Raw genomic sequence first — 23,222 nt, 5'->3', positions numbered from 1 at the left:
GGAGGCTCACCATGGAGCACTGGAAACGCACGATCGAACGGGCCAATCGCTGCTTTATGGCGGGCGAGCTGGTAGATGCCCGCGAAGCCTACCTGCAAGCCCTGGCCCTGGCTCAAGTGTTGTTTGAGCGCTGGGCGGATGCCGACGAAGCAGTGGCGGCTTGCGTCATTTCCCATCACAACCTGGCGGACCTGCATCTGCGCCTGAACCAGCCGGAAGAAAGCGCGGAATACCTCTGCGCCATTCACCAGCGCCTGTTGCAGACCATTCAGGACACCCGTCTTAACCCGCTACTGCGGGAAGCGGCCCTGCGCCAGAGCAGCAAGACCTACGTCGAGCTGCTGAATTTCATCAGCGATCACGGTGAGTACCCGCGTACTCATCGCTTGCTGGGCAGCAACGTGGCGCCCTCGGATGCGTCGACCCGCAACAGCCCTTTTTATGGAGCTCATTGATATGTCCTACACCTTGCCGGCGTTGCCTTACGCCTACGATGCCCTTGAACCGCATATCGACGCGCAAACCATGGAGATCCACTACACCAAGCACCACCAGACCTACATCAATAACCTCAACGCGGCTGTCGAAGGCACCGAGTTTGCCGGTTGGCCGGTGGAGAAACTGGTGTCCAGCGTGCAGCAACTGCCGGAAAAACTCCGGGCGGCGGTGATCAACCAGGGCGGCGGTCACGCCAACCACTCGTTGTTCTGGGCCGTCATGTCGCCCAAGGGCGGCGGCAAGCCAGACGGCGCGCTGGGCAAAGCCATTGACGAGCAGTTGGGTGGTTTCGACGCCTTTAAAGAGGCCTTCACCAAGGCTGCCTTGACCCGCTTCGGCAGTGGCTGGGCGTGGTTGAGCGTTACCCCGCAAAAGACCCTGGTGGTGGAAAGCAGCGGCAACCAGGACAGCCCGCTGATGAACGGCAATACGCCGATCCTCGGCCTGGACGTCTGGGAGCACGCTTACTACCTGCTGTACCAGAACCGTCGCCCGGAATACATCAACGCGTTCTACAGCGTCATCAATTGGCCGGAAGTTGCCGAACGGTACCAGGCTGCGCTGGGCTGAAATCCTCTATAACAAGATCTAAGGCCGACTATGGGCACTGAAACACTGGCGATCAGCAGCGTGCGAATGTTTCGTTATGCGTTTGGCTCGCTGCTGCTATTGGCAGGAACTGCATTGCTGGTGGCCCAAGGGTTGGCCTGGCTTGACCTGGAGCCCCGCATCCTGCGCGCGTTGCAGGGGGGGGCCATTTGCGCCCTTGGCACCGCCTTGGGCGCCGTGCCGGTACTGGTGATTCGCCGGATGCCATTGGCGGTGAGTGACACGCTGCTGGGCTTCGGTGCGGGGGTGATGCTGGCGGCCACCGCGTTTTCGCTGATCGTGCCGGGTATTGCTGCTGCTGAAAACCTCGGGCTGACGCCTTGGGCCGCCAGCGGCTTGATCAGTTTTGGCATCATGCTGGGCGCATTCGGGCTGTATCTGGTAGATCGCAAGGTCTCCGGCGCCAGCCCGGAAATGCTGGTGGGCAGTCCGGAACATCCGGTGATTCTGCCGCGCATCTGGCTGTTTGTGTTCGCCATCATTGCCCACAATATTCCCGAAGGCATGGCAGTGGGTGTCTCGGCGGGCGGCGGCATGCCCGATGCCGACAGCCTGGCCATGGGCATTGCCTTGCAGGATGTGCCGGAGGGCTTGGTGATTGCCTTGGTGCTGGCCGGGGCAGGGATGTCGCGGGTCAAGGCGTTCCTGATTGGCGCGGCGTCCGGGTTGGTGGAGCCGGTGTTTGCGGTGCTGTGTGCCTGGCTGGTAAGCCTGGCGGAGGTACTGTTGCCGTTGGGGTTGGCGCTGGCGGCCGGGGCGATGCTGTTGGTGGTGACCCACGAAGTGATTCCCGAATCGCGGCGCAATGGCCATGACAAGCTCGCCAGCCTGGGGCTGTGTATCGGGTTTTGTTTGATGATGGTGATGGATACAGCGTTGGGGTGAAGCCGCTTGCGGGCTTCACCCTGTCACAGGGGAGGCGGGTTTTACTCGCCTTCGTCAAAATAGTTGTTGATCAACGCCACCAGCGCATCCATCGCTTCCTGCTCTTGCTCGCCTTCCGTCTTCAAGTGAATCTTCGTGCCCTTGCCCGCCGCCAGCATCATCATGGCCATGATGCTTTTGCCGTCGACCATGGATTCCGGGGTGCGCCCGGCGCGAATCTGGCAAGGGAATTGGCCGGCGACGCCGACGAACTTGGCCGAAGCCCGGGCGTGCAGGCCCAGCTTGTTGATGATTTCAATTTCCAGAGCGGGCATCGCGGGGGTGTTCCTTTCAGCTAAGGTCGCGGTGGCGAACCTGGACGTTCTTGAGGGTTTGTTGCAGCACCTTGCCCAGGCGTTCGGTCAGGTAGACGGAACGGTGATGGCCGCCGGTGCAGCCAATGGCGATGGTGACATAAGCCCGGTTGCTGGCCGCAAAGCGCGGCAGCCATTTGAGCAGGTAGCTGGAGATATCCTGGAACATCTCCTCTACATCCGGTTGCGCCGCCAAATATTCCGCCACAGGTTCGTCCAGCCCGGACTGATCGCGCAGTTCCGGCTTCCAGTACGGGTTGGGCAGGCAGCGCACATCAAACACCAGGTCGGCATCCACCGGCATGCCGCGCTTGAAGCCAAACGACTCCACCAGAAACGCGGTGCCCGGCTCCGGCTGATTCAGCAGGCGCAGCTTTATCGCATCGCGCAGTTGATACAGGTTCAGGCTGGTGGTGTTGATCTTGAGGTCGGCCAGGTCAATGATCGGCCCCAGCAGTTTGGTCTCGTCCTCGATGGCTTCTGCCAGCGAGCGATGCGGGCTGCTCAGTGGGTGGCGGCGACGGGTCTCGGAGAAACGCTTGAGCAGGGTTTCTTCGTCGGCGTCCAGGTACAGCACATCGCAGTGGATGTGCTTGGCCCGCACTTCTTCGAGCAGTTCAGGGAAGCGGGTGAGGTGGCTGGGCAGGTTGCGGGCGTCGATCGAGACAGCGACCAGCGGTTGCGCCAACTCGGTATGGATCAGTGCACGTTCCGCCAGTTCCGGCAGCAGGCCGGCGGGCAGGTTGTCGATGCAATAGAAGCCGTTGTCCTCGAGAACATTGAGAGCCGTGCTTTTACCTGAGCCGGAGCGGCCGCTGACGATGATCAAACGCATGATTACTGCCCGTTTTGTTCATCCAGTACAACCTGATAAAGCGCCTCATTGCTGGGAGCGCTGCGCAGTTTGTCGCGTACTTCCTTGCGGTCGAGCATGCTGGCGATCTGCCGAAGCAGTTCCAGGTGCGCATCGGTGGCAGCTTGCGGGACCAGCAGAACAAACAGCAGGTCGACCGGCGCGCCGTCGATGGCGTCGAAATCGATGGGGGCGTCCAGGTGCAGCAGGGCGCTGACTGGTGACTCACAGCCTTGCAGGCGGCAGTGAGGAATGGCGATGCCGTTGCCAAAGCCGGTCGAACCGAGCTTTTCACGGGCGATCAGTGCCTCATACACAGCTTGCGTATCCAGCTCGGGCACTTCGCGGCCGATCAGGTTGGCAATTTGTTCGAGGGCACGTTTTTTACTGCCGCCCGGCACGTTCACGAGGGAACGGCCGGGGGTCAGGATGGTTTCAAGTCGAATCATGGGTGGGGAGTGTTAGCGGCCAGTGCCTTGAAGAAGACTCTGCTGCTTTTCCTTATGCTTTTTGATTTGGCGATCCAGCTTGTCGGTCAGGTCGTCAATGGCAGCATACATATCTGAATGCTCGGCATTGGCGACTACTTCCCCGCCGGGTATACGCAAGGTGGCTTCGATTTTCTGCTTGAGCTTCTCGACAGTCATGATGACTTGCACGTTGGTGATCTTGTCGAAATGCCCCTCAATTCGTTTGAGTTTTTCGCCGATATAGGCGCGCAGCGGTTCGGTCACTTCCAGTTGGTGTCCACTGATGTTGACTTGCATACAGCTTCTCCTTCGTTGCCAGTGCATAAAGCGGCAGGCCGGGGTGCCTGCCACTGGAACGCTATGGCCCGCCCGTCACATCAAACGTTTACGCTCGCTGGAAGGCGCGATCCCCAGGGACTCGCGGTACTTGGCGACGGTTCGACGGGCGACCTGAATGCCTTGTGCCTCCAGTAAACCAGCGATCTTGCTGTCACTCAACGGCTTTTTCTGATTTTCCGCGGCAACCAGTTTTTTGATGATCGCGCGGATCGCCGTGGACGAGCATTCGCCGCCTTCGGAGGTGCTGACATGGCTGGAGAAAAAGTATTTCAGCTCATAAATACCCCGTGGGGTATGCATGAATTTTTGCGTGGTCACCCGGGAAATCGTTGATTCGTGCATGCCCACCGCCTCGGCGATGTCGTGCAGTACCAGCGGCTTCATCGCCTCATCGCCGTATTCCAGGAAGCCGCGCTGGTGCTCGACGATCTGGGTGGCGACTTTCATCAGGGTTTCGTTGCGGCTTTGCAGGCTCTTGATGAACCAGCGGGCTTCCTGCAACTGGTTGCGCATGAAGGTGTTGTCGGCGCTGGTGTCGGCGCGGCGTACAAACCCTGCATATTGCGGGTTGACCCGCAGGCGCGGCACCGATTCCTGGTTCAGCTCCACCAGCCAGCGCTCGTTGTCCTTGCGCACGATCACATCGGGGACGACGTATTCGGCTTCGCTGGACTCGATCTGCGAGCCGGGGCGCGGGTTGAGGCTCTGCACCAGCTCGATGATCTGGCGCAGGTCATCTTCCTTGAGCTTCATGCGGCGCATCAGCTGGCTGTAGTCGCGGCTGCCGAGCAAGTCGATGTAGTCGGTGACCAGGCGCTGCGCTTCGGCCAGCCAAGGCGTCTTGGCCGGCAGTTGGCGCAGTTGCAACAGCAGGCACTCGCTGAGGCTGCGGGCGCCGATACCGGCTGGCTCGAATTGCTGGATGCGGTGCAGGACGGCTTCGATTTCGTCCAGTTCGATGTCCAGTTCCGGGTCGAAGGCCTCGAGGATCTCCTCAAGGGTCTCGTCCAGGTAGCCCTGATTGTTGATGCAGTCGATCAGGGTGACGGCGATCAGGCGATCGGTGTCGGACATCGGTGCCAGGTTCAGTTGCCAGAGCAAATGGCTCTGCAGGCTCTCGCCGGCGGAGGTGCGGGTGGTGAAGTCCCACTCGTCATCGTCATTGCTGGGCAGGCTGCTGGCGCTGGTCTGGTAGACGTCTTCCCACGCGGTGTCGACGGGAAGCTCGTTGGGAATGCGTTCGTTCCATTCACCGTCCTCGAGGTTGTCCACCGTGGGGGCGGTTTCCTGGTAGGAGGGTTCCTGTACGTCGGGGTTGGGTTTTTGCTCGATGTTGTCGGCCAGCGGGTCTGCATTATCGAAGTCGTCGCCTTCTTCCTGGCGTTCGAGCATCGGATTGGACTCCAGGGCCTCCTGGATTTCCTGTTGCAGGTCCAGGGTCGACAATTGGAGCAGGCGGATGGCCTGTTGCAGCTGCGGTGTCATCGTCAGCTGCTGGCCCATTCTCAGGACTAGCGATGGTTTCATGGCAGGGGCTTAACACCTTATTCGCCGGCGCAATGCGCCATCCACGACAGGGCGCGTGAGCGCCAAACATAAGCAAATTATATGCCTGATATCGGGGGCTTTGCCTAGAGCGCGGTAACAATAAAAATACTGAGGTTTTTATTGACTCCCGCGCTCCATGGCGAATGGCCTGATACCACCGTGTTTACAGGCGGAACTCGTGACCCAGATACACTTCCTTGACCAGTTCGTTGGCCAGGATAGTGGCAGAGTCACCTTCGGCAATCAGCTGTCCATCGTTGACGATGTAGGCGGTTTCGCAGATATCGAGGGTCTCACGGACGTTGTGGTCGGTGATCAACACACCGATGCCCTTGGCCTTGAGATGATGGATGATCTGCTTGATGTCGCCGACGGAAATCGGGTCGACACCGGCGAAAGGTTCGTCCAGCAGGATGAACTTTGGCGCAGTGGCCAGGGCGCGGGCGATTTCCACACGACGACGCTCGCCGCCGGAAAGGCTCATGCCGAGGTTGTCGCGAATGTGGTTGATGTGGAATTCCTGCAACAGGCTTTCCAGCTCTTTCTTGCGCCCGGCGCGGTCGAGTTCCTTGCGGGTCTCGAGGATCGCCATGATGTTGTCGGAAACCGACAGTTTGCGGAAGATCGACGCTTCCTGGGGAAGATAGCCGATACCCGCCTGTGCACGACCGTGCATCGGCTGGTGGCTGACGTCCAGGTCGTCGATCAGCACGCGGCCTTGATCGGCCTGAACCAGGCCGACAATCATGTAGAAACAGGTGGTCTTGCCGGCACCGTTGGGGCCGAGCAAGCCGACGATCTGGCCGCTGTCGATCGACAGGCTGACGTCGCGCACGACCTGACGGCTTTTATAGGCCTTGGCCAGATGCTGGGCTTTCAGGGTTGCCATTAATTCGCCTTCTTCGCGTCGGTTTTCGGCGTCGGCTGGGCGGCGTCGGCTTTCTGCTTCGGCTGGATAACCATATCGATGCGCGGCTTCGGCGTGCCGATCTTCGTACCGGTGGCACGACCGGCCTGGGCAATCTGCTTCACCGTGTCATAGACGATTTTTTCGCCGTCAGTGGTGTTGCCGTCATTGATGACCCTGGCCTGATCGATCAGCACGATGCGGTTTTGCTGCGCGTGGTACTGGATCGTCTTGCCGTAGCCTTTGACCGGTGTAGGGTCGCCCACTTTTTGCAGTTGTTCGAAATACGCCAGGTTGCCGACCGAAGTAACCACGTCGATATCGCCTGCCGGGGTGCGAGTCAGTGTCACGGTATTACCCGTCACTTTCATCGAGCCTTGAGTGATGATGACGTCGCCGGTGTAGGTCGCAATACCTTTCTTGTCATCCAGTTGCGCATCATCGGCCTGAATGTGGATCGGTTGCTGGCTATCGTTCGGCAGAGCCCAGGCGCTCACGCTTCCCAGTGCTGCGCCCAGGCCGAGCAAAATAGGGAGGGTTTTAACGAGCCTCATACTGTCCTCTTACGTTCGATAGCAGGTGTATCCTGCTTTCTTTCAAATACGCTTTCATTCCCTTGCCAGTCGATACACCGCCAGCGCCGTCGATTCTAACGTCTTGCTCGGTCTGCGCATATTGCTTCTGTGGGAATACGGTCATGCGACTGCTGGTAATAATGGTGTCGCGGTTCTTGGCGTCGGTACGGGCTACGCGCACCGAGTCAATCAACTCCACCTGGGTGCCGTCCGGGTTGACCTCGCCACGCTCACTGGTGACGTGCCACGGGAATTCGGCGCCGCGATACAGGTTCATGTCCGGCTTGGTCAGCAAAGTGACCTCGGATGCCTTCAAGTGTTCGACCTTGTCGGAGGTCATTTCATACTGAACCTTGCCATCGGGCAGGTACTGGATGCTGTGGGCGTTGATGGCGTAATAGTCGATAGCGCTCTCGTCGACCTGCGCAACAGGCTTGTCTAGGAAGCGCTCCGGGCTGATATTCCAGTAGCCGACCGCGAGAAACACGGCGGCGATGATGGCAAATATCAGAAAATTGCGAATCTTTTTACTCAGCATAAAACGCTCTATAGGTAGGCGGCGTGAGCCGCTTCAAGGCTGCCTTGGGCGCGCAGAATCAATTCGCAGAACTCGCGGGCGGCGCCTTCGCCGCCGCGGGCGGTGGTCACACCATGGGCGTGTTCGCGAACGAACGCCGCCGCATTGGCCACGGCCATGCCCAGGCCGACCCGGCGAATCACCGGCAGGTCGGGTAAGTCGTCACCGAGGTAGGCGACCTGTTCATAGCTTAGGTTGAGTTGGCCAAGAAGCTCGTCCAGAACCACCAGTTTATCCTCGCGGCCCTGATACAGGTGAGGAATCCCCAGGTTTTGTGCGCGGCGTTCCACAACCGGGGTCTTGCGACCGCTGATGATGCCGGTTTGCACGCCCGCAGCCATCAGCATCTTGATGCCCTGGCCATCGAGGGTGTTGAACGTCTTGAACTCGCTGCCGTCTTCCAGGAAATACAGTCGGCCATCCGTCAGTACGCCGTCGACGTCGAAAATCGCCAGCTTGATGTTCTTGCCCCGTTGCAAAAGATCGGTGGTCATTTACATCACTCCTGCACGCAGCAAGTCGTGCATGTTCAGGGCGCCAACCGGGCGGTCGTCGCCGTCGACCACCACCAGCGCCAGGATTTTATGGTCTTCCATGATCTTCAGCGCTTCGGCTGCGAGCATGTCGGGGCGGGCGGTCTTGCCGTGAGGCGTCATGACTTCGTCGATGGTTGCGGTCTGGATGTCGAGGTTGCGATCCAGGGTGCGGCGCAGGTCACCGTCGGTGAAAACCCCGGCCAGGCGCCCGTCGGGCTCCAGGATCACGGTCATGCCGAGGCGCTTGAGGGTCATTTCCATCAAGGCGTCCTTAAGCAAGGTGCCGCGCGCCACTTGTGGCAACTCGTCGCCGGCATGCATCACGTTTTCCACCTTCAGCAGCAGGCGACGGCCCAGGGCGCCACCCGGATGGGAGAACGCGAAGTCTTCGGCGGTAAACCCGCGAGCTTCCAGCAATGCCACGGCCAGTGCATCGCCCATGACCAGGGCGGCAGTGGTGGAGGAGGTGGGTGCCAGGTTCAGTGGGCAGGCCTCTTCGGCAACGTGCACGTTCAAATTCACTTCGGCTGCTTTGGCCAGCGTCGAGTCCGGGTTGCCGGTCACGCTGATCAGCTGGATGCCCAGGCGCTTGATCAGCGGCAGCAGGGTCACGATTTCGTTGGTGGTGCCGGAGTTGGACAGCGCGAGGATGATGTCATCCCGCGTGATCATGCCCATGTCACCGTGGCTGGCTTCGGCCGGGTGCACGAAGAACGCGGTGGTCCCGGTGCTTGCCAGGGTGGCGGCGATCTTGTTGCCGACATGCCCGGATTTGCCCATGCCGACCACGACTACGCGGCCCTTGCTGGCCAGAATCATCTCGCATGCGCGTACGAAATCCGCGTCGATATGGGCCAGTAAACCTTCTACGGCTTCAAGCTCGAGGCGGATGGTGCGTTGTGCGGATTGAATAAGGTCGCTGGATTGGCTCATGTCTGAAATCGTATAGCCTGACGAAAAGTCGGCGATTATAGCGGTAATGATCAATTCCCTCACGCAAGTTCGTCAGGCTTTATTCATTACCCTCTGTGGTTGAGATTGATCCTCAGCAAGGATTTTTTACCTGTCCTGTTTCTGAACAAGCTCTGTTCCGGCCTTGGGGGCGCTGTACCAGCAGTGATATAGTTCGCCGCCAGTTCGGTCCGCACAGCCTTTATGTCTATTCGGCGCAAGCATTTGTCGAAAATAAGGTGTCTGAGTGAAAGGCTGCATCCCAAGGAGTTTAGATGAGTGCCGATAACGCCTACGCGGTCGAGCTGAAGGGCCTTTCCTTCAAGCGCGGTACGCGCAGCATCTTCAATAATGTGGATATTCGCATTCCCCGTGGCAAAGTCACGGGCATCATGGGGCCTTCCGGCTGCGGCAAGACGACGCTGCTGCGGCTGATGGGCATGCAATTGCGCCCCTCCGCCGGTGAAGTCTGGGTCAATGGCCAGAACCTGCCGACCCTTTCGCGCAGCGACCTGTTCGATGCCCGCAAGCATATGGGCGTACTGTTCCAGAGCGGTGCGCTGTTTACCGACCTCGACGTTTTCGAAAACGTGGCGTTCCCGCTGCGGGTGCATACACAGCTGTCCGATGAAATGATTCGTGACATTGTGTTACTGAAACTGCAGGCCGTAGGACTGCGCGGTGCCATCGACCTCATGCCCGACGAACTGTCCGGTGGTATGAAACGTCGCGTGGCCCTGGCGCGTGCCATCGCCCTCGACCCGCAGATTCTCATGTACGACGAACCGTTCGTTGGCCAGGACCCGATTGCCATGGGTGTCCTGGTGCGCCTGATCCGCCTGCTCAATGATGCGCTGGGTATCACCAGTATCGTGGTCTCCCACGACCTGGCCGAGACCGCGAGCATTGCCGACTACCTCTATGTAGTGGGCGATGGCCAGGTGCTGGGGCAGGGCACGCCTGAAGAGCTGATGAACGCAGATAACCCGCGCATTCGCCAATTCATGACCGGCGATCCCGATGGCCCGGTGCCTTTTCACTTTCCGGCAGCGGACTACCGCTCAGATCTTCTGGGGAAGCGTTGATGCGCAAGACATCTTTACTCGAAAAGGTTCGCCTTTTCGGCCGCTCCGGCATCGATATCATTGGCGTGCTGGGCCGTTCGACGATTTTCCTGTTTCATGCCTTGCTCGGCCGCGGCGGTATTGGCGGCGGCTTTGGCCTGTTGATCAAGCAACTGCACTCTGTGGGCGTGATGTCCCTGGTGATCATCGTGGTTTCCGGGGTGTTCATCGGCATGGTGCTGGCGCTGCAGGGCTTCAATATCCTGTCCAGCTACGGTTCGGAGCAGGCGGTGGGGCAGATGGTTGCCTTGACGCTGTTGCGTGAACTGGGTCCGGTGGTGACTGCGTTGCTGTTTGCCGGGCGCGCCGGTTCTGCGCTGACAGCCGAAATCGGCAACATGAAGGCCACCGAGCAGCTGTCCAGCCTGGAAATGATCGGTGTCGATCCGCTCAAGTACATTGTTGCCCCGCGCCTGTGGGCTGGCTTCATCTCTCTTCCACTGCTGGCAATGGTGTTCAGTGTGGTGGGGATCTGGGGCGGTTCGTGGGTGGCGGTAGACTGGCTGGGGGTCTACGACGGCTCCTACTGGGGCAACATGCAGAACAGCGTGACCTTCAGTGGTGACGTGCTCAATGGCATCATTAAAAGTATTGTTTTCGCCTTTGTAGTGACCTGGATCGCCGTATTCCAAGGCTATGACTGTGAGCCCACGTCTGAAGGGATCAGTCGCGCCACCACCAAGACCGTTGTGTACGCCTCGCTGGCGGTACTGGGCCTTGACTTCATTTTGACCGCCTTGATGTTTGGAGATTTCTGATGCAAAACCGCACTGTGGAAATCGGTGTCGGCCTTTTCTTGCTGGCTGGCATCCTGGCTTTACTGTTGCTCGCCCTGCGAGTCAGCGGCCTATCGGCCAGCCCCACCGCCGATACTTATAAACTTTACGCCTACTTCGACAATATCGCCGGTTTGACTGTCAGAGCTAAAGTGACCATGGCCGGTGTAACCATCGGCAAGGTCACGGCGATCGATCTGGACCGCGACAGCTTCACCGGCCGTGTGACCATGCAGGTGGACAAGAAGGTGGATAACCTGCCGACTGACTCCACTGCGTCTATCCTCACCGCTGGCCTGCTGGGCGAGAAGTACATCGGTATCAGCGTGGGCGGGGAAACAGCCCTGCTCAAGGATGGCTCGACCATTCATGACACACAGTCGTCGTTGGTGCTGGAGGACTTGATCGGTAAATTCCTGCTCAATACCGTCAATAAAGACGCCAAATGAGGAATGTGTTCATGATCTCTACTTTGCGACGTGGCCTGTTGGTACTGCTCGCGGCACTGCCGTTGATGGCTAACGCCGCTGCTGGCGGTTCCGCACATGATCTGGTGCAGGACACTACCAACAAGATGTTGGCTGACCTGTCGGCCAACAAGGAAAAGTACAAGCAGGATCCAAGTCAGTTCTACAACGCGCTCAACACCATCGTGGGCCCTGTTGTCGATGCTGAAGGTATTTCCCGCAGCATCATGACCGTCAAGTACTCGCGCAAGGCGACCCCTGCGCAGATGCAGACGTTCCAGGAAAACTTCAAGAAGGGCTTGTTCCAGTTCTACGGCAATGCCCTGCTCGAATACAACAACCAGGGTATTACTGTCGCTCCGGCCGGTGACGAATCGGGTGATCGCACCAGCGTCAACATGAGCGTCAAGGGCAACAATGGCGCGGTGTACCCGGTGCAGTACACGCTGGAGAAGGTCAACGGCGAGTGGAAACTGCGTAACGTGATCATCAACGGCATCAACATCGGCAAGCTGTTCCGTGACCAGTTTGCGGATGCAATGCAGCGCAATGGCAACGACCTGGACAAGACCATCAATGGTTGGGCCGGTGAAGTGGCCAAGGCCAAGGAAGAAACCGACAAAGCTGCCGGGAAGCCTGCCCAATGACCGAGTCGGCCATTCGCCTTGGCGAGTCCGGTGAGCTGCTGCTCAGCGGCGTGCTGGATTACAGCACCGGGCCAGCCCTGCGCAAGCAGGGGCAAGCGCTGATCAATGCCAGTACGGCGTCCGCGCTGGTGCTGGATTGCTCGGCGGTGGTGAAGTCCAGCAGCGTCGGCTTGTCGTTGCTGCTGTGTTTCATGCGTGATGCGCAGGCCGTCAAAAAGCCGGTAAGCATCCGTGCATTGCCCGAAGACATGCGTGAAATCGCTGAGGTTTCCGGTCTGACCGAGCTGTTGGCGCATCCTTAATACACATTATTAAAGAAGCCCCCCGTCAGAGTCCTGCTATGCGGGGTTCGCAGGCGCGGGGCTTTTTTGTATGATGTGCGACCCGCGCGCACTGGGCGCCCATAGAGGTTGATCATGCAGGCCCTAGAAGTTAAAAGCTTCCTTGAAGGAAAGCTGCCCCAAACTAATGTTGAAGTTGAGGGCGAAGGCTGCAATTTCCAGCTGAACGTGATTAGCGATGAACTGGCGGCGTTGAGCCCGGTCAAGCGTCAACAGCAGATCTATGCCCATTTGAACCCGTGGATCACCGATGGCAGCATCCATGCGGTCACTATGAAATTTTTCAGCCGCGCGGCCTGGGCCGAGCGCACCTGAGCCCCCAAGGCGTCGAGATTCTTATGGATAAATTGATTATTACCGGCGGTGCTCGTCTTGATGGCGAGATCCGCATTTCCGGGGCGAAGAACTCCGCCCTGCCGATCCTGGCAGCGACCTTGCTGTGCGATGGCCCGGTTACCGTGGCCAACCTGCCGCACCTGCACGACATCACCACCATGATCGAACTGTTCGGTCGCATGGGCATTGAGCCGGTGATCGACGAGAAACTCAGCGTCGAAATCGACCCGCGTACCATCAAGACCCTGATCGCGCCGTACGAACTGGTGAAAACCATGCGCGCCTCGATCCTGGTACTGGGCCCGATGGTTGCCCGTTTCGGCGAAGCCGAAGTCGCACTGCCTGGCGGTTGCGCCATTGGTTCGCGTCCGGTTGACCTGCACATTCGTGGCCTTGAAGCCATGGGCGCAACCATCGACGTCGAAGGCGGCTACATCAAGGCCAAGGCGCCGGAAGGCGGCCTGCGTGGCGCGAACTTCTTCTTCGATACCGTCAGCGTGACCGGTACCGAGAACATCATGATGGCTGCTGCCCTGGCCAACGGCCGCAGCGTGCTGCAGAACGCTGCGCGGGAGCCGGAAGTCGTCGACCTGGCGAACTTCCTGATCGCCATGGGTGCCAACATCACTGGCGCCGGCACCGACACCATCACCATTGAAGGTGTTAAGCGCCTGCACTCGGCCACCTACAAAGTGATGCCGGACCGCATCGAGACCGGTACCTACCTGGTGGCTGCTGCCGTTACCGGTGGCCGCGTCAAGGTCAAGGACACCGATCCGACCATCCTTGAATCCGTCCTGGAAAAACTCAAGGAAGCCGGCGCTGAAATCACCACCGGTGAAGACTGGATCGAGCTGAACATGCACGGTAAGCGGCCAAAAGCCGTCAACGTGCGTACCGCTCCGTACCCGGCGTTCCCGACCGACATGCAAGCGCAGTTCATTTCCCTGAACGCGATTGCCGAAGGCACTGGTGCCGTGATCGAGACCATCTTCGAAAACCGCTTCATGCACGTGTATGAACTGCACCGCATGGGCGCCAAGATCCAGGTCGAAGGCAATACTGCCATCGTGACCGGCATCGAGAAGCTCAAGGGCGCGCCAGTGATGGCCACCGACCTGCGTGCCTCGGCCAGCCTGGTGATCTCGGCGCTGTGCGCTGACGGCGACACTCTGATCGACCGCATCTACCACATAGACCGTGGCTACGAGTGCATCGAAGAGAAACTGCAGATGCTCGGCGCGAAAATCCGCCGCGTACCGGGCTAATACCCGTAACTGCAAAGACCGTCACTGTGGCGAGGGAGCTTGCTCCCGCTGGGGCGCGAAGCGGCCCTGCTCCTTAAGGCCGGGACTGCTGCGCAGTCCAGCGGGAGCAAGCTCCCTCGCCACAGGAAGGTGTTTGTTGTTAAATGGTTTGTTTCAAATCGAGGCTGTAATGGCCTCGATCTGTGTCTGGCGCCGATTGCGACCGGACAGCAATAGCCTGATGAAGGACTGACGTTTCCCATGTTGACCATCGCACTGTCCAAGGGCCGCATCCTTGACGACACTTTGCCGCTTCTGGCTGAAGCGGGCATCGTGCCGACCGAGAATCCGGACAAGAGCCGCAAGCTGATCATCCCCACGACCCAGGACGACGTTCGTCTGTTGATCGTGCGGGCCACCGACGTGCCAACCTACGTTGAGCATGGCGCGGCCGACCTGGGCGTGGCGGGTAAAGACGTGTTGATGGAATACGGCGGCCAGGGCCTGTACGAGCCGCTGGACCTGCGTATTGCCCTGTGCAAGCTGATGACCGCCGGCCGTGTCGGTGACGTCGAGCCTAAGGGCCGCCTGCGGGTGGCAACCAAGTTCGTCAACGTCGCCAAGCGTTACTACGCCGAGCAAGGCCGCCAGGTCGACATCATCAAGCTTTACGGCTCGATGGAGCTGGCGCCGTTGATCGGCCTGGCCGACAAGATCATCGACGTGGTCGACACCGGCAACACCCTGCGCGCCAACGGCCTGGAGCCCCAGGACTTTATCGCCGACATCAGCTCCCGCCTGATCGTCAACAAAGCTTCGATGAAAATGCAGCACGCCCGTATCCAGGCGTTGATCGACACCCTGCGCAAGGCAGTGGAGTCTCGACACCGCGGTTGACTCACCCGCGCGGCCCTAAGCCGCGCCCGTCTATCCGCCTCATAGCCAGAATTCTCAGGTGCCCAAGCGGAAACGACTGCTAGTTTAGGGCGCCTGAGTTTTTGCCAATTCTATTGAGGCCCTCGCTATGACCACGTCCACTGCAATTGCCCGACTCAACGCTGCCGACCCGGATTTCGCCCATCATCTGGATCATCTGCTGAGCTGGGAAAGCGTGTCCGACGATTCGGTCAACCAGCGGGTGCTCGACATCATCAAGGCCGTGCGCGAGCGCGGTGACGCGGCGCTGGTGGATTTTACCCGGCAGTTCGATGGCCTGGACGTCGCCTCCATGGCCGACCTGATCCTGCCTCGCGAACGCCTGGAACTGGCCCTGACCCGCATCACCGCGCCCCAGCGCGAAGCCCTGGAAGTAGCGGCCGCGCGGGTGCGCAGCTACCACGAAAAACAGAAACAGGACTCCTGGAGCTACACCGAGGCCGACGGCACCGTGCTGGGCCAGAAGGTCACGCCGCTGGACCGCGCCGGCCTGTACGTGCCGGGCGGTAAAGCGTCGTACCCGTCTTCGGTACTGATGAACGCGATTCCGGCCAAGGTGGCCGGCGTGACCGAAGTGGTCATGGTGGTGCCGACCCCGCGTGGCGAAATCAACGAACTGGTGCTGGCCGCCGCCTGCATTGCAGGGGTTGATCGCGTGTTCACCATCGGCGGCGCCCAAGCGGTAGCGGCCCTGGCCTATGGCACTGAAAGCGTGCCGAAGGTCGACAAGGTGGTGGGCCCTGGCAACATCTACGTGGCCACCGCCAAGCGCCACGTGTTTGGCCAGGTCGGCATCGACATGATCGCCGGCCCTTCGGAAATCCTCGTGGTGTGTGACGGCCAGACCGACCCGGACTGGATCGCCATGGACCTGTTCTCCCAGGCCGAGCACGACGAAGACGCCCAGGCGATCCTGGTCAGCCCGGACGCCGAATTCCTCGACAAGGTCGCCGCCAGCATCGCCAAACTGCTGCCGACCATGGAGCGCGCCGAGATTATCGAGAAGTCGATCAATGGCCGTGGCGCCCTGATCCAGGTCCGCGACATGGAACAAGCCATCGAAGTGGCCAACCGCATTGCCCCGGAACACCTGGAATTGTCCGTCGCCGACCCGCAAGCCTGGCTGCCGCTGATTCGTCACGCCGGTGCGATCTTCATGGGCCGCCACACCAGCGAAGCCCTGGGCGACTACTGCGCCGGTCCCAACCACGTGTTGCCGACCTCGGGCACCGCGCGATTCTCTTCGCCGCTGGGTGTGTATGACTTCCAGAAGCGTTCGTCGATCATCTTCTGCTCGCCCCAGGGCGCGTCGGAGTTGGGCAAGACCGCTTCCGTGCTGGCCCGTGGCGAGTCGCTGACTGCCCACGCCCGCAGTGCCGAATACCGCATCGTTGACGATAAGCCGCAGGGGAACTGACACATGAGCAAATTCTGGAGCCCGCTCGTCAAGGATCTCGTTCCTTACGTGCCCGGTGAGCAACCGAAGCTGACCAAACTGGTCAAGCTGAATACCAATGAAAACCCCTACGGCCCGTCGCCGAAGGCGCTGGCCGCCATGCAGGCCGAGCTGAACGACAACCTGCGTTTGTACCCGGACCCCAACAGCGACCTGCTCAAGCAGGCAGTGGCGAAGTATTACGGGGTCGACGCGGGCAAGGTGTTCCTCGGCAACGGTTCCGACGAAGTCCTGGCGCACATCTTCCACGGTTTGTTCCAGCACGACTTGCCGCTGCTGTTCCCGGACATCAGCTACAGCTTCTACCCGGTGTACTGCGGCCTGTACCGCATTGCGTTCGACGCGGTGCCGCTGGATGAACAGTTCCAGATCCGTGTGTCGGACTATGCCCGGCCCAACGGCGGGATCATCTTCCCCAACCCGAACGCGCCCACCGGCTGTGTGATGGCGCTGGACGCCGTGGAGCAGATCCTCAAGGCCAGCCCGGATTCGGTGGTGGTGGTCGATGAAGCCTATATCGACTTCGGCGGCGAGACCGCCATCAGCCTGGTGGACCGCTACCCGAACCTGCTGGTGACCCAAACCCTCTCCAAATCGCGCTCCCTGGCCGGTTTGCGGGTGGGCCTGGCCGTGGGCCATCCGGACCTGATCGAGGCGCTGGAGCGGGTCAAGAACAGCTTCAACTCCTATCCGCTGGATCGTTTGGCGATTGTCGGCGCGGCCGCTGCGTTTGAAGACCGTGAGCACTTCCAGAAGACTTGCCAGTTAGTGATCGACAGCCGTGAAAAGCTGGTGGCGCAGTTGCAGGCCAAAGGTTTTGAGGTGCTGCCGTCTGCAGCCAACTTCATCTTTGCCCGTCACCCACGGCACGACGCCGCCGGGCTGGCAGCCAAGGTGCGGGAGCAAGGGGTGATTGTGCGGCACTTCAAGCAGGAGCGGATTGCCCAGTTCCTGCGGATCAGCATCGGCACGCCTGAGCAGAACCAGGCGCTGATTGATGCGTTGGGTGAGCTGTAATCTTTATTGACTGAACCGGCGCCATCGCGGGCAAGCCCGGCTCCCACATTGGAATGCATTGTCAGAAAGAATGCAGTCCCCTGTGGGAGCCGGGCTTGCCCGCGATGAGGCCATCAGCAACACCAAAAAGCTAAAGCCTTACAGCAACGGCTCATCCGGTTTCTTGTTCTTCCAGCCGTCATTGCCCGGCAGCAGCAGATTCAACGCAATCGCTACCACCGCACACAGGGCAATGCCCTTCAGGCCAAAGTCATCCGGGCCGGTGCCGGTACCTACCAGCACACCGCCAATCCCGAACACCAGGGTCACCGACACAATCACCAGGTTGCGTGCTTCGCCGAGGTCGATCTTATGGCGGATCAGGGTGTTCATCCCCACCGCGGCAATCGAGCCGAACAGCAGGCACAAAATACCGCCCATCACCGGGACTGGAATGCTTTGCAGCAGCGCGCCGAACTTGCCGATAAATGCCAGGCTGATGGCAAACACTGCTGCCCAGGTCATGATCTTCGGGTTGTAGTTCTTGGTCAGCATCACCGCGCCCGTCACTTCCGCGTAGGTCGTGTTGGGCGGGCCGCCGAACAGGCCGGCAGCGGTGGTGGCGATACCATCACCCAACAGCGTGCGGTGCAGGCCAGGCTTTTTCAGGTAGTCGCGACCGGTCACGCTGCCCACGGCAATGACGCCGCCGATGTGTTCGATCGCCGGGGCCAGGGCCACCGGGACGATAAACAGGATCGCCTGCCAGTTGAATTCCGGCGCGGTGAAGTGGGGCAGGGCGAACCACGGTGCGGCGGCGATCTTCGCGGTGTCGACGACACCGAAGTAGAACGACATGGCGAAACCCACCAACACACCGGAGATGATCGGCACCAGGCGGAAAATGCCTTTGCCGAACACCGCGACGATCAATGTGGTCAGCAGCGCTGGCATCGAGATCAGCATGGCGGTTTGGTAGTGGATCAACTCGCTACCGTCGCCCGCCTTGCCCATTGCCATGTTGGCGGCAATCGGCGCCATGGCCAGGCCGATGGAAATAATCACCGGCCCGATCACCACCGGCGGCAGCAGCCGGTCGATGAAACCGGTGCCCTTGATCTTCACAGCCAGGCCCAGGAAGGTGTAAACGAAACCGGCCGCCATCACGCCGCCCATGGTCGCCGCGAGGCCGAATTGGCCTTTGGCGAGAATGATCGGGGTGATAAACGCAAAGCTCGACGCCAGGAACACCGGCACTTGGCGCCCGGTGACCACTTGGAACAGCAAGGTGCCCAAGCCTGCGGTAAACAGGGCGACGTTTGGATCGAGACCGGTGATCAGCGGCATCAACACCAGCGCGCCAAATGCCACGAAGAGCATCTGTGCGCCAGACAGGATCTGGCGCCACAGCGGGTCGTTGAACTCATCCTGCATGGTCACGCGTCCTTCTGCTTGGTACCGAAGATCTTGTCGCCGGCATCGCCCAGGCCCGGGATGATGTAGCCGTGTTCGTTCAGGCGTTCATCGATGGACGCGGTGTAGATCAGCACGTCCGGGTGGGCTTTCTCGACGGCGGCGATGCCTTCGGGAGCGGCCACCAGCACCATGGCGCGGATGTCCTTGCAACCGGCTTTTTTCAGCAGGTCGATGGTGGCAACCATGGAGCTGCCGGTGGCGAGCATCGGGTCGATGATCATCGCCAGGCGTTCGTCGATTTCCGGGACCAGTTTTTCCAGGTAGGTGTGGGCCTGCAGCGTCTCTTCATTGCGGGCCACGCCCACGGCGCTGACCTTGGCGCCCGGGATCAGGCTGAGTACGCCTTCGAGCATGCCGATACCGGCGCGCAGGATCGGCACCACGGTAATCTTCTTGCCGGCGATTTTCTCGACCTGGACGGGACCACACCAACCGGCGATCTCGTAGTTTTCCAGGGGCAGGTCTTTGGTCGCCTCGTAGGTGAGCAGCGCTCCGACTTCCTGAGCAAGCTCACGGAAGTTCTTCGTGCTAATGTCGGCGCGGCGCATAAGGCCGAGTTTATGTCGGATCAGCGGATGGCGGATCTCACGGATGGGCATGGGGAAAGGCTCCGGCGGCGGGCAAAAAAACCGGCCTAGATTAATCTATCCGAGGGTGTTGTCCTATAGACATCTAGTACGTTAGTCCATTAAGGCTTGAACGTTGCGCCTCACATGCGTACCTTTGCCCGCTTTTCTTGCCACAGCACCCCTTGGAGAGCGCCATGTCCGCTGATCTCGAGCATATCCGTCAAATCATGCGCGAGGCTGACTGCCTGTACACCGAAGCGCAAGTCGAAGAGGCCATCGCCAAGGTCGGCGCGCACATCTCCCGCGAAATGGCCGACACCAACCCGGTGGTCTTTTGCGTGATGAACGGTGGCCTGATTTTCGCCGGTAAATTGCTCACCCATCTGCAATTCCCGCTGGAAGCGTCCTACCTTCACGCCACCCGCTATCGCAACGAAACCAGCGGCGGCGACCTGTTCTGGAAAGCCAAGCCGGAAGTCTCGTTCATTGACCGCGACGTGCTGATCATCGATGACATCCTCGACGAAGGGCACACCCTGGGCGCCATCATCGACTTCTGCAAACACGCCGGCGCGCGCAAAGTGCACACCGCCGTGCTGATCGACAAGGACCACGACCGCAAGGCCCGCCCGGACCTGAAAGCCGATTACGTGGGCCTGCCGTGCATCGACCGTTACATCTTCGGTTACGGCATGGACTACAAAGGCTACTGGCGCAACGCCAACGGGATTTACGCCGTTAAAGGGATGTAAGCGGGATTCAGGCGCAGGGCTGTCATGCTATCGTGCTTGGCCCCTGCGTCTGGAGCTGTTCATGAGCCTGTTGATTCGCACCTGCGCCGCCCTGGCGCTGACCCTCAGTTTGCCCCTGGCGGCCGCTCCTGCGCCGTTGCACGGCCAGTTCCTTCCTCCCGACGACCTTAATCTGCGAGCCGAAGCTGCGGACCAGCAGCAATTGCTGCAAGTCACCGACTATTCGGTGGTGGTGGGGAACCAGCGCCAATCCACCCAGCAACCGATCCCGGTGACCTCGCCGTTGATGATCCGCCTCAAGGGCAAATCCTTGAACAAGGGCGCGACCATCGCCCAGGTGATCCTCAACTTTGACGCCGAAAGCAAAAGCCTGAAAAAACCGGTGTTCGACGATAAAAGCAAAACCCTCACCTTGTCGTATCCGATGACCCAGTACCGCGTGATTGTTGACCTGTTGCGCAATGACACGGTCTACGTGCAATTCCTCACTTACGCCAATGGCCATATCTGGGCTGATTTGCACACCGGGGCCGTTCGCGCCAAATAATCCAGACGACGCGGATTCGGCCGTGTAAATACAGTCAATGTGGGAGCTGGCTTGCCTGCGATAGCGGTGGGTCAGTTGGCCCATCTGTTACTGATGCATCGCTATCGCAGGCAAGCCAGCTCCCACATTGGTTCGCGTAGCTTTCGAAGCCGCTGTGCCGCAGGTAAACTGCTTTTCCCGTGTAAATGTCTGCAGGCTGGAGTCGGTAATGCGTAAAGATAAGAAACAGCTGATTGGTGATGAAATCGGCGACGAGCAAATCAAGCTGTTCCTGGATTTCGAGCCGGTAGACGCCACTTCGCCGTCCCTGCACAAACTGATCAAGGCTTACCGTGGCCTGCGCATCGATGATTTCGAGCGTTTCCTGGTTTTCTTCAAGGAAGCCGGCCTGGACCTCGATGGCAAGGATGAGCATGGCCTGACGTTTGTTGACGTGATCAAGGACCAGCGCAACGCCGCCGAGTACATCGAGCTGATCGAACAAGCCCGCGGCTGATTGCTACGGACAAAAAAACGCCCCATCGGGGCGTTTTTCGTTCCCACGCTCTGCGTGGGAATGCATCCACTGACGCTCTGCGTCATGACGCTCAAGCGTAGCTTTCGGTCTCGCTGCTCTGCTCAACCAGTTCCAGGCTGATGTTGTTCTGCGTGTTGATCTTGCGATACAGCTGCGCATCGGTCTCCAGGACCTTTTCCCGAGCCGGGAAGATCTCGTGCAGCTTGGCAGCCCACTCACCGGCCGCTTTCGTCGGGAAGCAGCGTTCGATCAGTTCCAGCATGATCGACACCGTCACCGAAGCACCCGGAGATGCGCCCAGCAGGGCGGCCAACGAACCGTCCTTGGCCGCAACCAGTTCGGTACCGAATTGCAGCACGCCGCCTTTCTTCGGGTCTTTCTTGATGATCTGCACCCGTTGGCCGGCCACTTCCAGGCGCCAGTCTTCGGCTTTCGCTTCAGGGTAGAAGCGGCGCAGGGATTCCAGGCGCTGCTCCATGGACTGGCGCACTTCGCTGACCAGGTACTTGGTCAGGTCCATGTTGTCCCGGGCCACGGCCAGCATCGGGCCGATGTTGCCGGCACGAATCGACAGGGGCAGGTCGAGGAACGAACCGTGCTTGAGGAACTTGGTGGTGAAGCCGGCATAGGGCCCGAACAGCAGGGACTTCTTGCCATCCACCACGCGGGTGTCGAGGTGCGGCACCGACATCGGTGGCGAACCCACGGCCGCCTGGCTGTAGACCTTGGCCTGGTGGTGCTTGACCACTTCCGGGTTGTCACAACGCAGCCATTGGCCGCTGACCGGGAAGCCGCCGAAGCCTTTGCTTTCTTCGATGCCCGAGGCCTGCAGCAGCGGGAGGGCCGCGCCGCCGGCGCCGAGGAACACGAACTTGGCGTCCACATCACGGGAATTGCCGCTGTTGACATCCTTGATGCTCACGGTCCAGCCGGCGCCGTTGCGCTTGAGGCCGGTGACGCGCTTGCTGTACTTGACCTGGGCATCCGGCGCGCTGGTCAGGTGCGAGAGCAACTGGTTGGTCAGGGCGCCGAAGTTGACGTCGGTGCCATTCATCACGCGGGTGGCAGCGATTTTTTCGTCCAGCGGGCGGCCGGGCATCATCAGCGGCATCCACTCGGCCATTTCGCTGCGGTCTTCGGTGTAGTGCATGTCCGAGAACGCGTGGTGCTGGCTGAGGGTTTCAAAGCGCTTCTTGAGGAACGACACGCCTTTCTCGCCCTGCACGAAGCTCAGGTGCGGCACGGGGCTGATAAAGGACTTGGACGACCCAAAGGTGCCTTTCTTGGTCAGGTAGGCCCAGAACTGCTTCGACACCTCGAATTGGGTGTTGATGTGCACGGCTTTCTTGATGTCGATGGAGCCGTCGCCCGCCTGCGGTGTGTAGTTCAGCTCACACAGCCCGGCATGGCCGGTACCGGCGTTGTTCCACGGGTTGGAACTTTCCGCGGCACCCGAGTCCATCAGCTCAACGACTTCCAGCTTGAGGCCGGGGTCGAGCTCTTTGAGCAGTACAGCGAGGGTGGCACTCATGATGCCCGCACCTACCAGTACTACGTCGACTGCTTCGTTATGCGCCATTTAACGCGTCTCCAAAATCTGCAGCACCAAATTGACGGCATGGCTGCCAGGAGTGACGGGGCGGTTCACGTGATGCCCCAGGTTACCCATGGCCAGGATCGCCATGTCCGATTCTTCGCAATTTATCGCAAGCGGACGCTGCCGACCGGGCCTGATCTGCGTATGAACGCATTTACGGGCGCCTGTGGCAATTCGACTTATGGTCAAGCTCGTCCGATCGTGCAACCAAATCCGTAGCGGACAGGCTTCAAGCTCCGGTTCTTGAGGAGTACTCGGTCCTGTGTGGTGGGGCTGTTCCAGACGCTGATGGTGCTTGTACAAACGCAAAACTATTCATTTGCTCGCCACACTCTTG

29 protein-coding genes are annotated in these 23,222 nt (G+C 60.0%); 16 read left to right on the top strand and 13 right to left on the bottom strand.

Annotation, left to right across the window (positions count from 1 at the left end; all coding sequences use genetic code 11):
* Positions 1–11: 11 nt before the first annotated feature.
* Genes P3C29_RS11355 through P3C29_RS11345 form a run of 3 tightly spaced genes read left to right on the top strand, consistent with a single transcriptional unit; the run spans position 12 to position 1,992 of the window.
* Positions 12–455 carry a hypothetical protein gene (locus tag P3C29_RS11355; protein WP_010170597.1) on the top strand — a complete coding sequence of 148 codons (444 nt, stop codon included), beginning with the start codon at positions 12–14 and terminating at the stop codon, positions 453–455.
* Position 456: 1 nt separating this feature from the next.
* A complete protein-coding gene (locus P3C29_RS11350; RefSeq protein ID WP_275964562.1) occupies positions 457–1,068 on the top strand; it encodes a superoxide dismutase in 612 nt (203 codons plus the stop codon).
* 30 nt (positions 1,069–1,098) lie between these two features.
* Positions 1,099–1,992 carry a ZIP family metal transporter gene (locus P3C29_RS11345; protein ID WP_275964561.1) on the top strand — a complete coding sequence of 298 codons (894 nt, stop codon included), beginning with the start codon at positions 1,099–1,101 and terminating at the stop codon, positions 1,990–1,992.
* Between the two features lie 41 nt (positions 1,993–2,033).
* Here the strand turns inward: P3C29_RS11345 and P3C29_RS11340 are convergent, their stop codons facing one another.
* The 10 genes from P3C29_RS11340 to P3C29_RS11295 form a co-directional block, all read right to left on the bottom strand.
* On the bottom strand, positions 2,034–2,306 hold the full coding sequence (locus tag P3C29_RS11340) for an HPr family phosphocarrier protein (RefSeq protein ID WP_012722237.1): 273 nt from the start codon (positions 2,304–2,306) through the stop codon (positions 2,034–2,036).
* A gap of 16 nt (positions 2,307–2,322) precedes the next feature.
* Positions 2,323–3,180, bottom strand: coding sequence for an RNase adapter RapZ (gene rapZ / locus P3C29_RS11335; protein WP_201125362.1), 858 nt, complete (start codon positions 3,178–3,180; stop codon positions 2,323–2,325).
* A 2-nt stretch (positions 3,181–3,182) separates the two neighbouring features.
* Positions 3,183–3,647: a PTS IIA-like nitrogen regulatory protein PtsN gene (gene ptsN, locus P3C29_RS11330; RefSeq protein ID WP_010170588.1), complete on the bottom strand. Its 465-nt coding sequence runs from the start codon at positions 3,645–3,647 to the stop codon at positions 3,183–3,185.
* 12 nt (positions 3,648–3,659) lie between these two features.
* Positions 3,660–3,965 (bottom strand): ribosome-associated translation inhibitor RaiA, encoded by a 306-nt coding sequence (raiA, locus tag P3C29_RS11325; protein ID WP_010170586.1) that lies wholly within the window; start codon positions 3,963–3,965, stop codon positions 3,660–3,662.
* Positions 3,966–4,040: 75 nt separating this feature from the next.
* Positions 4,041–5,534, bottom strand: a complete 1,494-nt coding sequence (locus P3C29_RS11320) for an RNA polymerase factor sigma-54 (RefSeq protein ID WP_010170584.1) — start codon at positions 5,532–5,534, stop codon at positions 4,041–4,043.
* Between the two features lie 184 nt (positions 5,535–5,718).
* Positions 5,719–6,444, bottom strand: coding sequence for an LPS export ABC transporter ATP-binding protein (lptB, locus tag P3C29_RS11315; RefSeq protein ID WP_003216119.1), 726 nt, complete (start codon positions 6,442–6,444; stop codon positions 5,719–5,721).
* Positions 6,444–7,016, bottom strand: coding sequence for a lipopolysaccharide transport periplasmic protein LptA (gene lptA / locus P3C29_RS11310; protein WP_010170582.1), 573 nt, complete (start codon positions 7,014–7,016; stop codon positions 6,444–6,446). Before lptA ends, lptB begins: the two co-directional genes overlap by 1 nt.
* Complete coding sequence (lptC, locus tag P3C29_RS11305; protein ID WP_017477727.1) at positions 7,003–7,575, bottom strand: LPS export ABC transporter periplasmic protein LptC; 573 nt, start codon at positions 7,573–7,575, stop codon at positions 7,003–7,005. The genes lptA and lptC overlap by 14 nt, the downstream gene beginning before the upstream one ends.
* 8 nt (positions 7,576–7,583) lie before the next feature.
* Entirely contained in the window at positions 7,584–8,108 is a 525-nt protein-coding gene (locus tag P3C29_RS11300; protein ID WP_010170579.1) for an HAD family hydrolase, read from the bottom strand.
* Positions 8,109–9,083: a KpsF/GutQ family sugar-phosphate isomerase gene (locus tag P3C29_RS11295; RefSeq protein WP_010170577.1), complete on the bottom strand. Its 975-nt coding sequence runs from the start codon at positions 9,081–9,083 to the stop codon at positions 8,109–8,111.
* Positions 9,084–9,376: 293 nt separating this feature from the next.
* Between P3C29_RS11295 and P3C29_RS11290 the strand changes: the two genes are divergently transcribed.
* The 10 genes from P3C29_RS11290 to hisC all read left to right on the top strand — a co-directional run bounded on the left by P3C29_RS11290 (position 9,377) and on the right by hisC (position 17,448).
* Positions 9,377–10,186 carry an ATP-binding cassette domain-containing protein gene (locus P3C29_RS11290; RefSeq protein WP_003216128.1) on the top strand — a complete coding sequence of 270 codons (810 nt, stop codon included), beginning with the start codon at positions 9,377–9,379 and terminating at the stop codon, positions 10,184–10,186.
* Positions 10,186–10,983 carry a lipid asymmetry maintenance ABC transporter permease subunit MlaE gene (gene mlaE / locus P3C29_RS11285; RefSeq protein WP_003216131.1) on the top strand — a complete coding sequence of 266 codons (798 nt, stop codon included), beginning with the start codon at positions 10,186–10,188 and terminating at the stop codon, positions 10,981–10,983. The genes P3C29_RS11290 and mlaE overlap by 1 nt, the downstream gene beginning before the upstream one ends.
* Positions 10,983–11,450 carry an outer membrane lipid asymmetry maintenance protein MlaD gene (gene mlaD, locus P3C29_RS11280; RefSeq protein WP_010170575.1) on the top strand — a complete coding sequence of 156 codons (468 nt, stop codon included), beginning with the start codon at positions 10,983–10,985 and terminating at the stop codon, positions 11,448–11,450. The genes mlaE and mlaD overlap by 1 nt, the downstream gene beginning before the upstream one ends.
* 11 nt (positions 11,451–11,461) lie before the next feature.
* Complete coding sequence (locus P3C29_RS11275) at positions 11,462–12,115, top strand: ABC transporter substrate-binding protein (protein ID WP_010170573.1); 654 nt, start codon at positions 11,462–11,464, stop codon at positions 12,113–12,115.
* Entirely contained in the window at positions 12,112–12,417 is a 306-nt protein-coding gene (locus P3C29_RS11270) for an STAS domain-containing protein (RefSeq protein ID WP_010170571.1), read from the top strand. Before P3C29_RS11275 ends, P3C29_RS11270 begins: the two co-directional genes overlap by 4 nt.
* A 114-nt stretch (positions 12,418–12,531) precedes the next feature.
* On the top strand, positions 12,532–12,771 hold the full coding sequence (locus tag P3C29_RS11265; RefSeq protein WP_010170570.1) for a BolA family protein: 240 nt from the start codon (positions 12,532–12,534) through the stop codon (positions 12,769–12,771).
* 23 nt (positions 12,772–12,794) lie between these two features.
* On the top strand, positions 12,795–14,060 hold the full coding sequence (gene murA / locus P3C29_RS11260; RefSeq protein ID WP_177084230.1) for a UDP-N-acetylglucosamine 1-carboxyvinyltransferase: 1,266 nt from the start codon (positions 12,795–12,797) through the stop codon (positions 14,058–14,060).
* Between the two features lie 240 nt (positions 14,061–14,300).
* Positions 14,301–14,936 (top strand): ATP phosphoribosyltransferase, encoded by a 636-nt coding sequence (hisG, locus tag P3C29_RS11255; RefSeq protein WP_003188599.1) that lies wholly within the window; start codon positions 14,301–14,303, stop codon positions 14,934–14,936.
* 127 nt (positions 14,937–15,063) lie between these two features.
* Entirely contained in the window at positions 15,064–16,392 is a 1,329-nt protein-coding gene (gene hisD / locus P3C29_RS11250; RefSeq protein WP_010170565.1) for a histidinol dehydrogenase, read from the top strand.
* A gap of 3 nt (positions 16,393–16,395) precedes the next feature.
* Entirely contained in the window at positions 16,396–17,448 is a 1,053-nt protein-coding gene (gene hisC / locus P3C29_RS11245) for a histidinol-phosphate transaminase (RefSeq protein WP_201125359.1), read from the top strand.
* Positions 17,449–17,586: 138 nt separating this feature from the next.
* Here the strand turns inward: hisC and P3C29_RS11240 are convergent, their stop codons facing one another.
* Together P3C29_RS11240 and upp are read right to left on the bottom strand one after the other, a co-directional pair.
* A complete protein-coding gene (locus P3C29_RS11240; protein ID WP_010170563.1) occupies positions 17,587–18,861 on the bottom strand; it encodes a uracil-xanthine permease family protein in 1,275 nt (424 codons plus the stop codon).
* Between the two features lie 2 nt (positions 18,862–18,863).
* Complete coding sequence (gene upp, locus P3C29_RS11235; protein WP_003216149.1) at positions 18,864–19,502, bottom strand: uracil phosphoribosyltransferase; 639 nt, start codon at positions 19,500–19,502, stop codon at positions 18,864–18,866.
* A 164-nt stretch (positions 19,503–19,666) separates the two neighbouring features.
* Between upp and P3C29_RS11230 the strand changes: the two genes are divergently transcribed.
* From P3C29_RS11230 to P3C29_RS11220, 3 genes are all read left to right on the top strand, one after another.
* Positions 19,667–20,224 carry a hypoxanthine-guanine phosphoribosyltransferase gene (locus P3C29_RS11230; protein ID WP_003216150.1) on the top strand — a complete coding sequence of 186 codons (558 nt, stop codon included), beginning with the start codon at positions 19,667–19,669 and terminating at the stop codon, positions 20,222–20,224.
* A gap of 61 nt (positions 20,225–20,285) precedes the next feature.
* Positions 20,286–20,771, top strand: coding sequence for a hypothetical protein (locus P3C29_RS11225; RefSeq protein WP_275964560.1), 486 nt, complete (start codon positions 20,286–20,288; stop codon positions 20,769–20,771).
* Positions 20,772–20,979: 208 nt separating this feature from the next.
* Positions 20,980–21,267, top strand: a complete 288-nt coding sequence (locus P3C29_RS11220) for a PA4642 family protein (RefSeq protein ID WP_010170557.1) — start codon at positions 20,980–20,982, stop codon at positions 21,265–21,267.
* A 91-nt stretch (positions 21,268–21,358) separates the two neighbouring features.
* Here the strand turns inward: P3C29_RS11220 and mqo are convergent, their stop codons facing one another.
* Complete coding sequence (gene mqo / locus P3C29_RS11215; protein ID WP_201125357.1) at positions 21,359–22,867, bottom strand: malate dehydrogenase (quinone); 1,509 nt, start codon at positions 22,865–22,867, stop codon at positions 21,359–21,361.
* Positions 22,868–23,222: the final 355 nt, after the last annotated feature.

The organism is Pseudomonas sp. 1912-s (assembly GCF_029269205.1).
Taxonomy (GTDB): Bacteria; Pseudomonadota; Gammaproteobacteria; order Pseudomonadales; family Pseudomonadaceae; genus Aquipseudomonas.
Note: the sequence above shows the minus strand (reverse complement) of the source record. Positions and strands in the feature narration are given on the sequence as shown.

Excerpts from the sequence above, each read along its gene's own strand:
- P3C29_RS11355 (WP_010170597.1), top strand. The coding sequence starts at position 12 with ATGGAGCACTGGAAACGCACGATCGAACGGGCCAATCGCTGCTTTATG.
- P3C29_RS11350 (WP_275964562.1), top strand. The coding sequence starts at position 457 with ATGTCCTACACCTTGCCGGCGTTGCCTTACGCCTACGATGCCCTTGAA.
- P3C29_RS11345 (WP_275964561.1), top strand. The coding sequence starts at position 1,099 with ATGGGCACTGAAACACTGGCGATCAGCAGCGTGCGAATGTTTCGTTAT.
- P3C29_RS11340 (WP_012722237.1), bottom strand. The coding sequence starts at position 2,306 with ATGCCCGCTCTGGAAATTGAAATCATCAACAAGCTGGGCCTGCACGCC.
- rapZ (WP_201125362.1), bottom strand. The coding sequence starts at position 3,180 with ATGCGTTTGATCATCGTCAGCGGCCGCTCCGGCTCAGGTAAAAGCACG.
- ptsN (WP_010170588.1), bottom strand. The coding sequence starts at position 3,647 with ATGATTCGACTTGAAACCATCCTGACCCCCGGCCGTTCCCTCGTGAAC.
- raiA (WP_010170586.1), bottom strand. The coding sequence starts at position 3,965 with ATGCAAGTCAACATCAGTGGACACCAACTGGAAGTGACCGAACCGCTG.
- P3C29_RS11320 (WP_010170584.1), bottom strand. The coding sequence starts at position 5,534 with ATGAAACCATCGCTAGTCCTGAGAATGGGCCAGCAGCTGACGATGACA.
- lptB (WP_003216119.1), bottom strand. The coding sequence starts at position 6,444 with ATGGCAACCCTGAAAGCCCAGCATCTGGCCAAGGCCTATAAAAGCCGT.
- lptA (WP_010170582.1), bottom strand. The coding sequence starts at position 7,016 with ATGAGGCTCGTTAAAACCCTCCCTATTTTGCTCGGCCTGGGCGCAGCA.
- lptC (WP_017477727.1), bottom strand. The coding sequence starts at position 7,575 with ATGCTGAGTAAAAAGATTCGCAATTTTCTGATATTTGCCATCATCGCC.
- P3C29_RS11300 (WP_010170579.1), bottom strand. The coding sequence starts at position 8,108 with ATGACCACCGATCTTTTGCAACGGGGCAAGAACATCAAGCTGGCGATT.
- P3C29_RS11295 (WP_010170577.1), bottom strand. The coding sequence starts at position 9,083 with ATGAGCCAATCCAGCGACCTTATTCAATCCGCACAACGCACCATCCGC.
- P3C29_RS11290 (WP_003216128.1), top strand. The coding sequence starts at position 9,377 with ATGAGTGCCGATAACGCCTACGCGGTCGAGCTGAAGGGCCTTTCCTTC.
- mlaE (WP_003216131.1), top strand. The coding sequence starts at position 10,186 with ATGCGCAAGACATCTTTACTCGAAAAGGTTCGCCTTTTCGGCCGCTCC.
- mlaD (WP_010170575.1), top strand. The coding sequence starts at position 10,983 with ATGCAAAACCGCACTGTGGAAATCGGTGTCGGCCTTTTCTTGCTGGCT.
- P3C29_RS11275 (WP_010170573.1), top strand. The coding sequence starts at position 11,462 with ATGATCTCTACTTTGCGACGTGGCCTGTTGGTACTGCTCGCGGCACTG.
- P3C29_RS11270 (WP_010170571.1), top strand. The coding sequence starts at position 12,112 with ATGACCGAGTCGGCCATTCGCCTTGGCGAGTCCGGTGAGCTGCTGCTC.
- P3C29_RS11265 (WP_010170570.1), top strand. The coding sequence starts at position 12,532 with ATGCAGGCCCTAGAAGTTAAAAGCTTCCTTGAAGGAAAGCTGCCCCAA.
- murA (WP_177084230.1), top strand. The coding sequence starts at position 12,795 with ATGGATAAATTGATTATTACCGGCGGTGCTCGTCTTGATGGCGAGATC.
- hisG (WP_003188599.1), top strand. The coding sequence starts at position 14,301 with ATGTTGACCATCGCACTGTCCAAGGGCCGCATCCTTGACGACACTTTG.
- hisD (WP_010170565.1), top strand. The coding sequence starts at position 15,064 with ATGACCACGTCCACTGCAATTGCCCGACTCAACGCTGCCGACCCGGAT.
- hisC (WP_201125359.1), top strand. The coding sequence starts at position 16,396 with ATGAGCAAATTCTGGAGCCCGCTCGTCAAGGATCTCGTTCCTTACGTG.
- P3C29_RS11240 (WP_010170563.1), bottom strand. The coding sequence starts at position 18,861 with ATGCAGGATGAGTTCAACGACCCGCTGTGGCGCCAGATCCTGTCTGGC.
- upp (WP_003216149.1), bottom strand. The coding sequence starts at position 19,502 with ATGCCCATCCGTGAGATCCGCCATCCGCTGATCCGACATAAACTCGGC.
- P3C29_RS11230 (WP_003216150.1), top strand. The coding sequence starts at position 19,667 with ATGTCCGCTGATCTCGAGCATATCCGTCAAATCATGCGCGAGGCTGAC.
- P3C29_RS11225 (WP_275964560.1), top strand. The coding sequence starts at position 20,286 with ATGAGCCTGTTGATTCGCACCTGCGCCGCCCTGGCGCTGACCCTCAGT.
- P3C29_RS11220 (WP_010170557.1), top strand. The coding sequence starts at position 20,980 with ATGCGTAAAGATAAGAAACAGCTGATTGGTGATGAAATCGGCGACGAG.
- mqo (WP_201125357.1), bottom strand. The coding sequence starts at position 22,867 with ATGGCGCATAACGAAGCAGTCGACGTAGTACTGGTAGGTGCGGGCATC.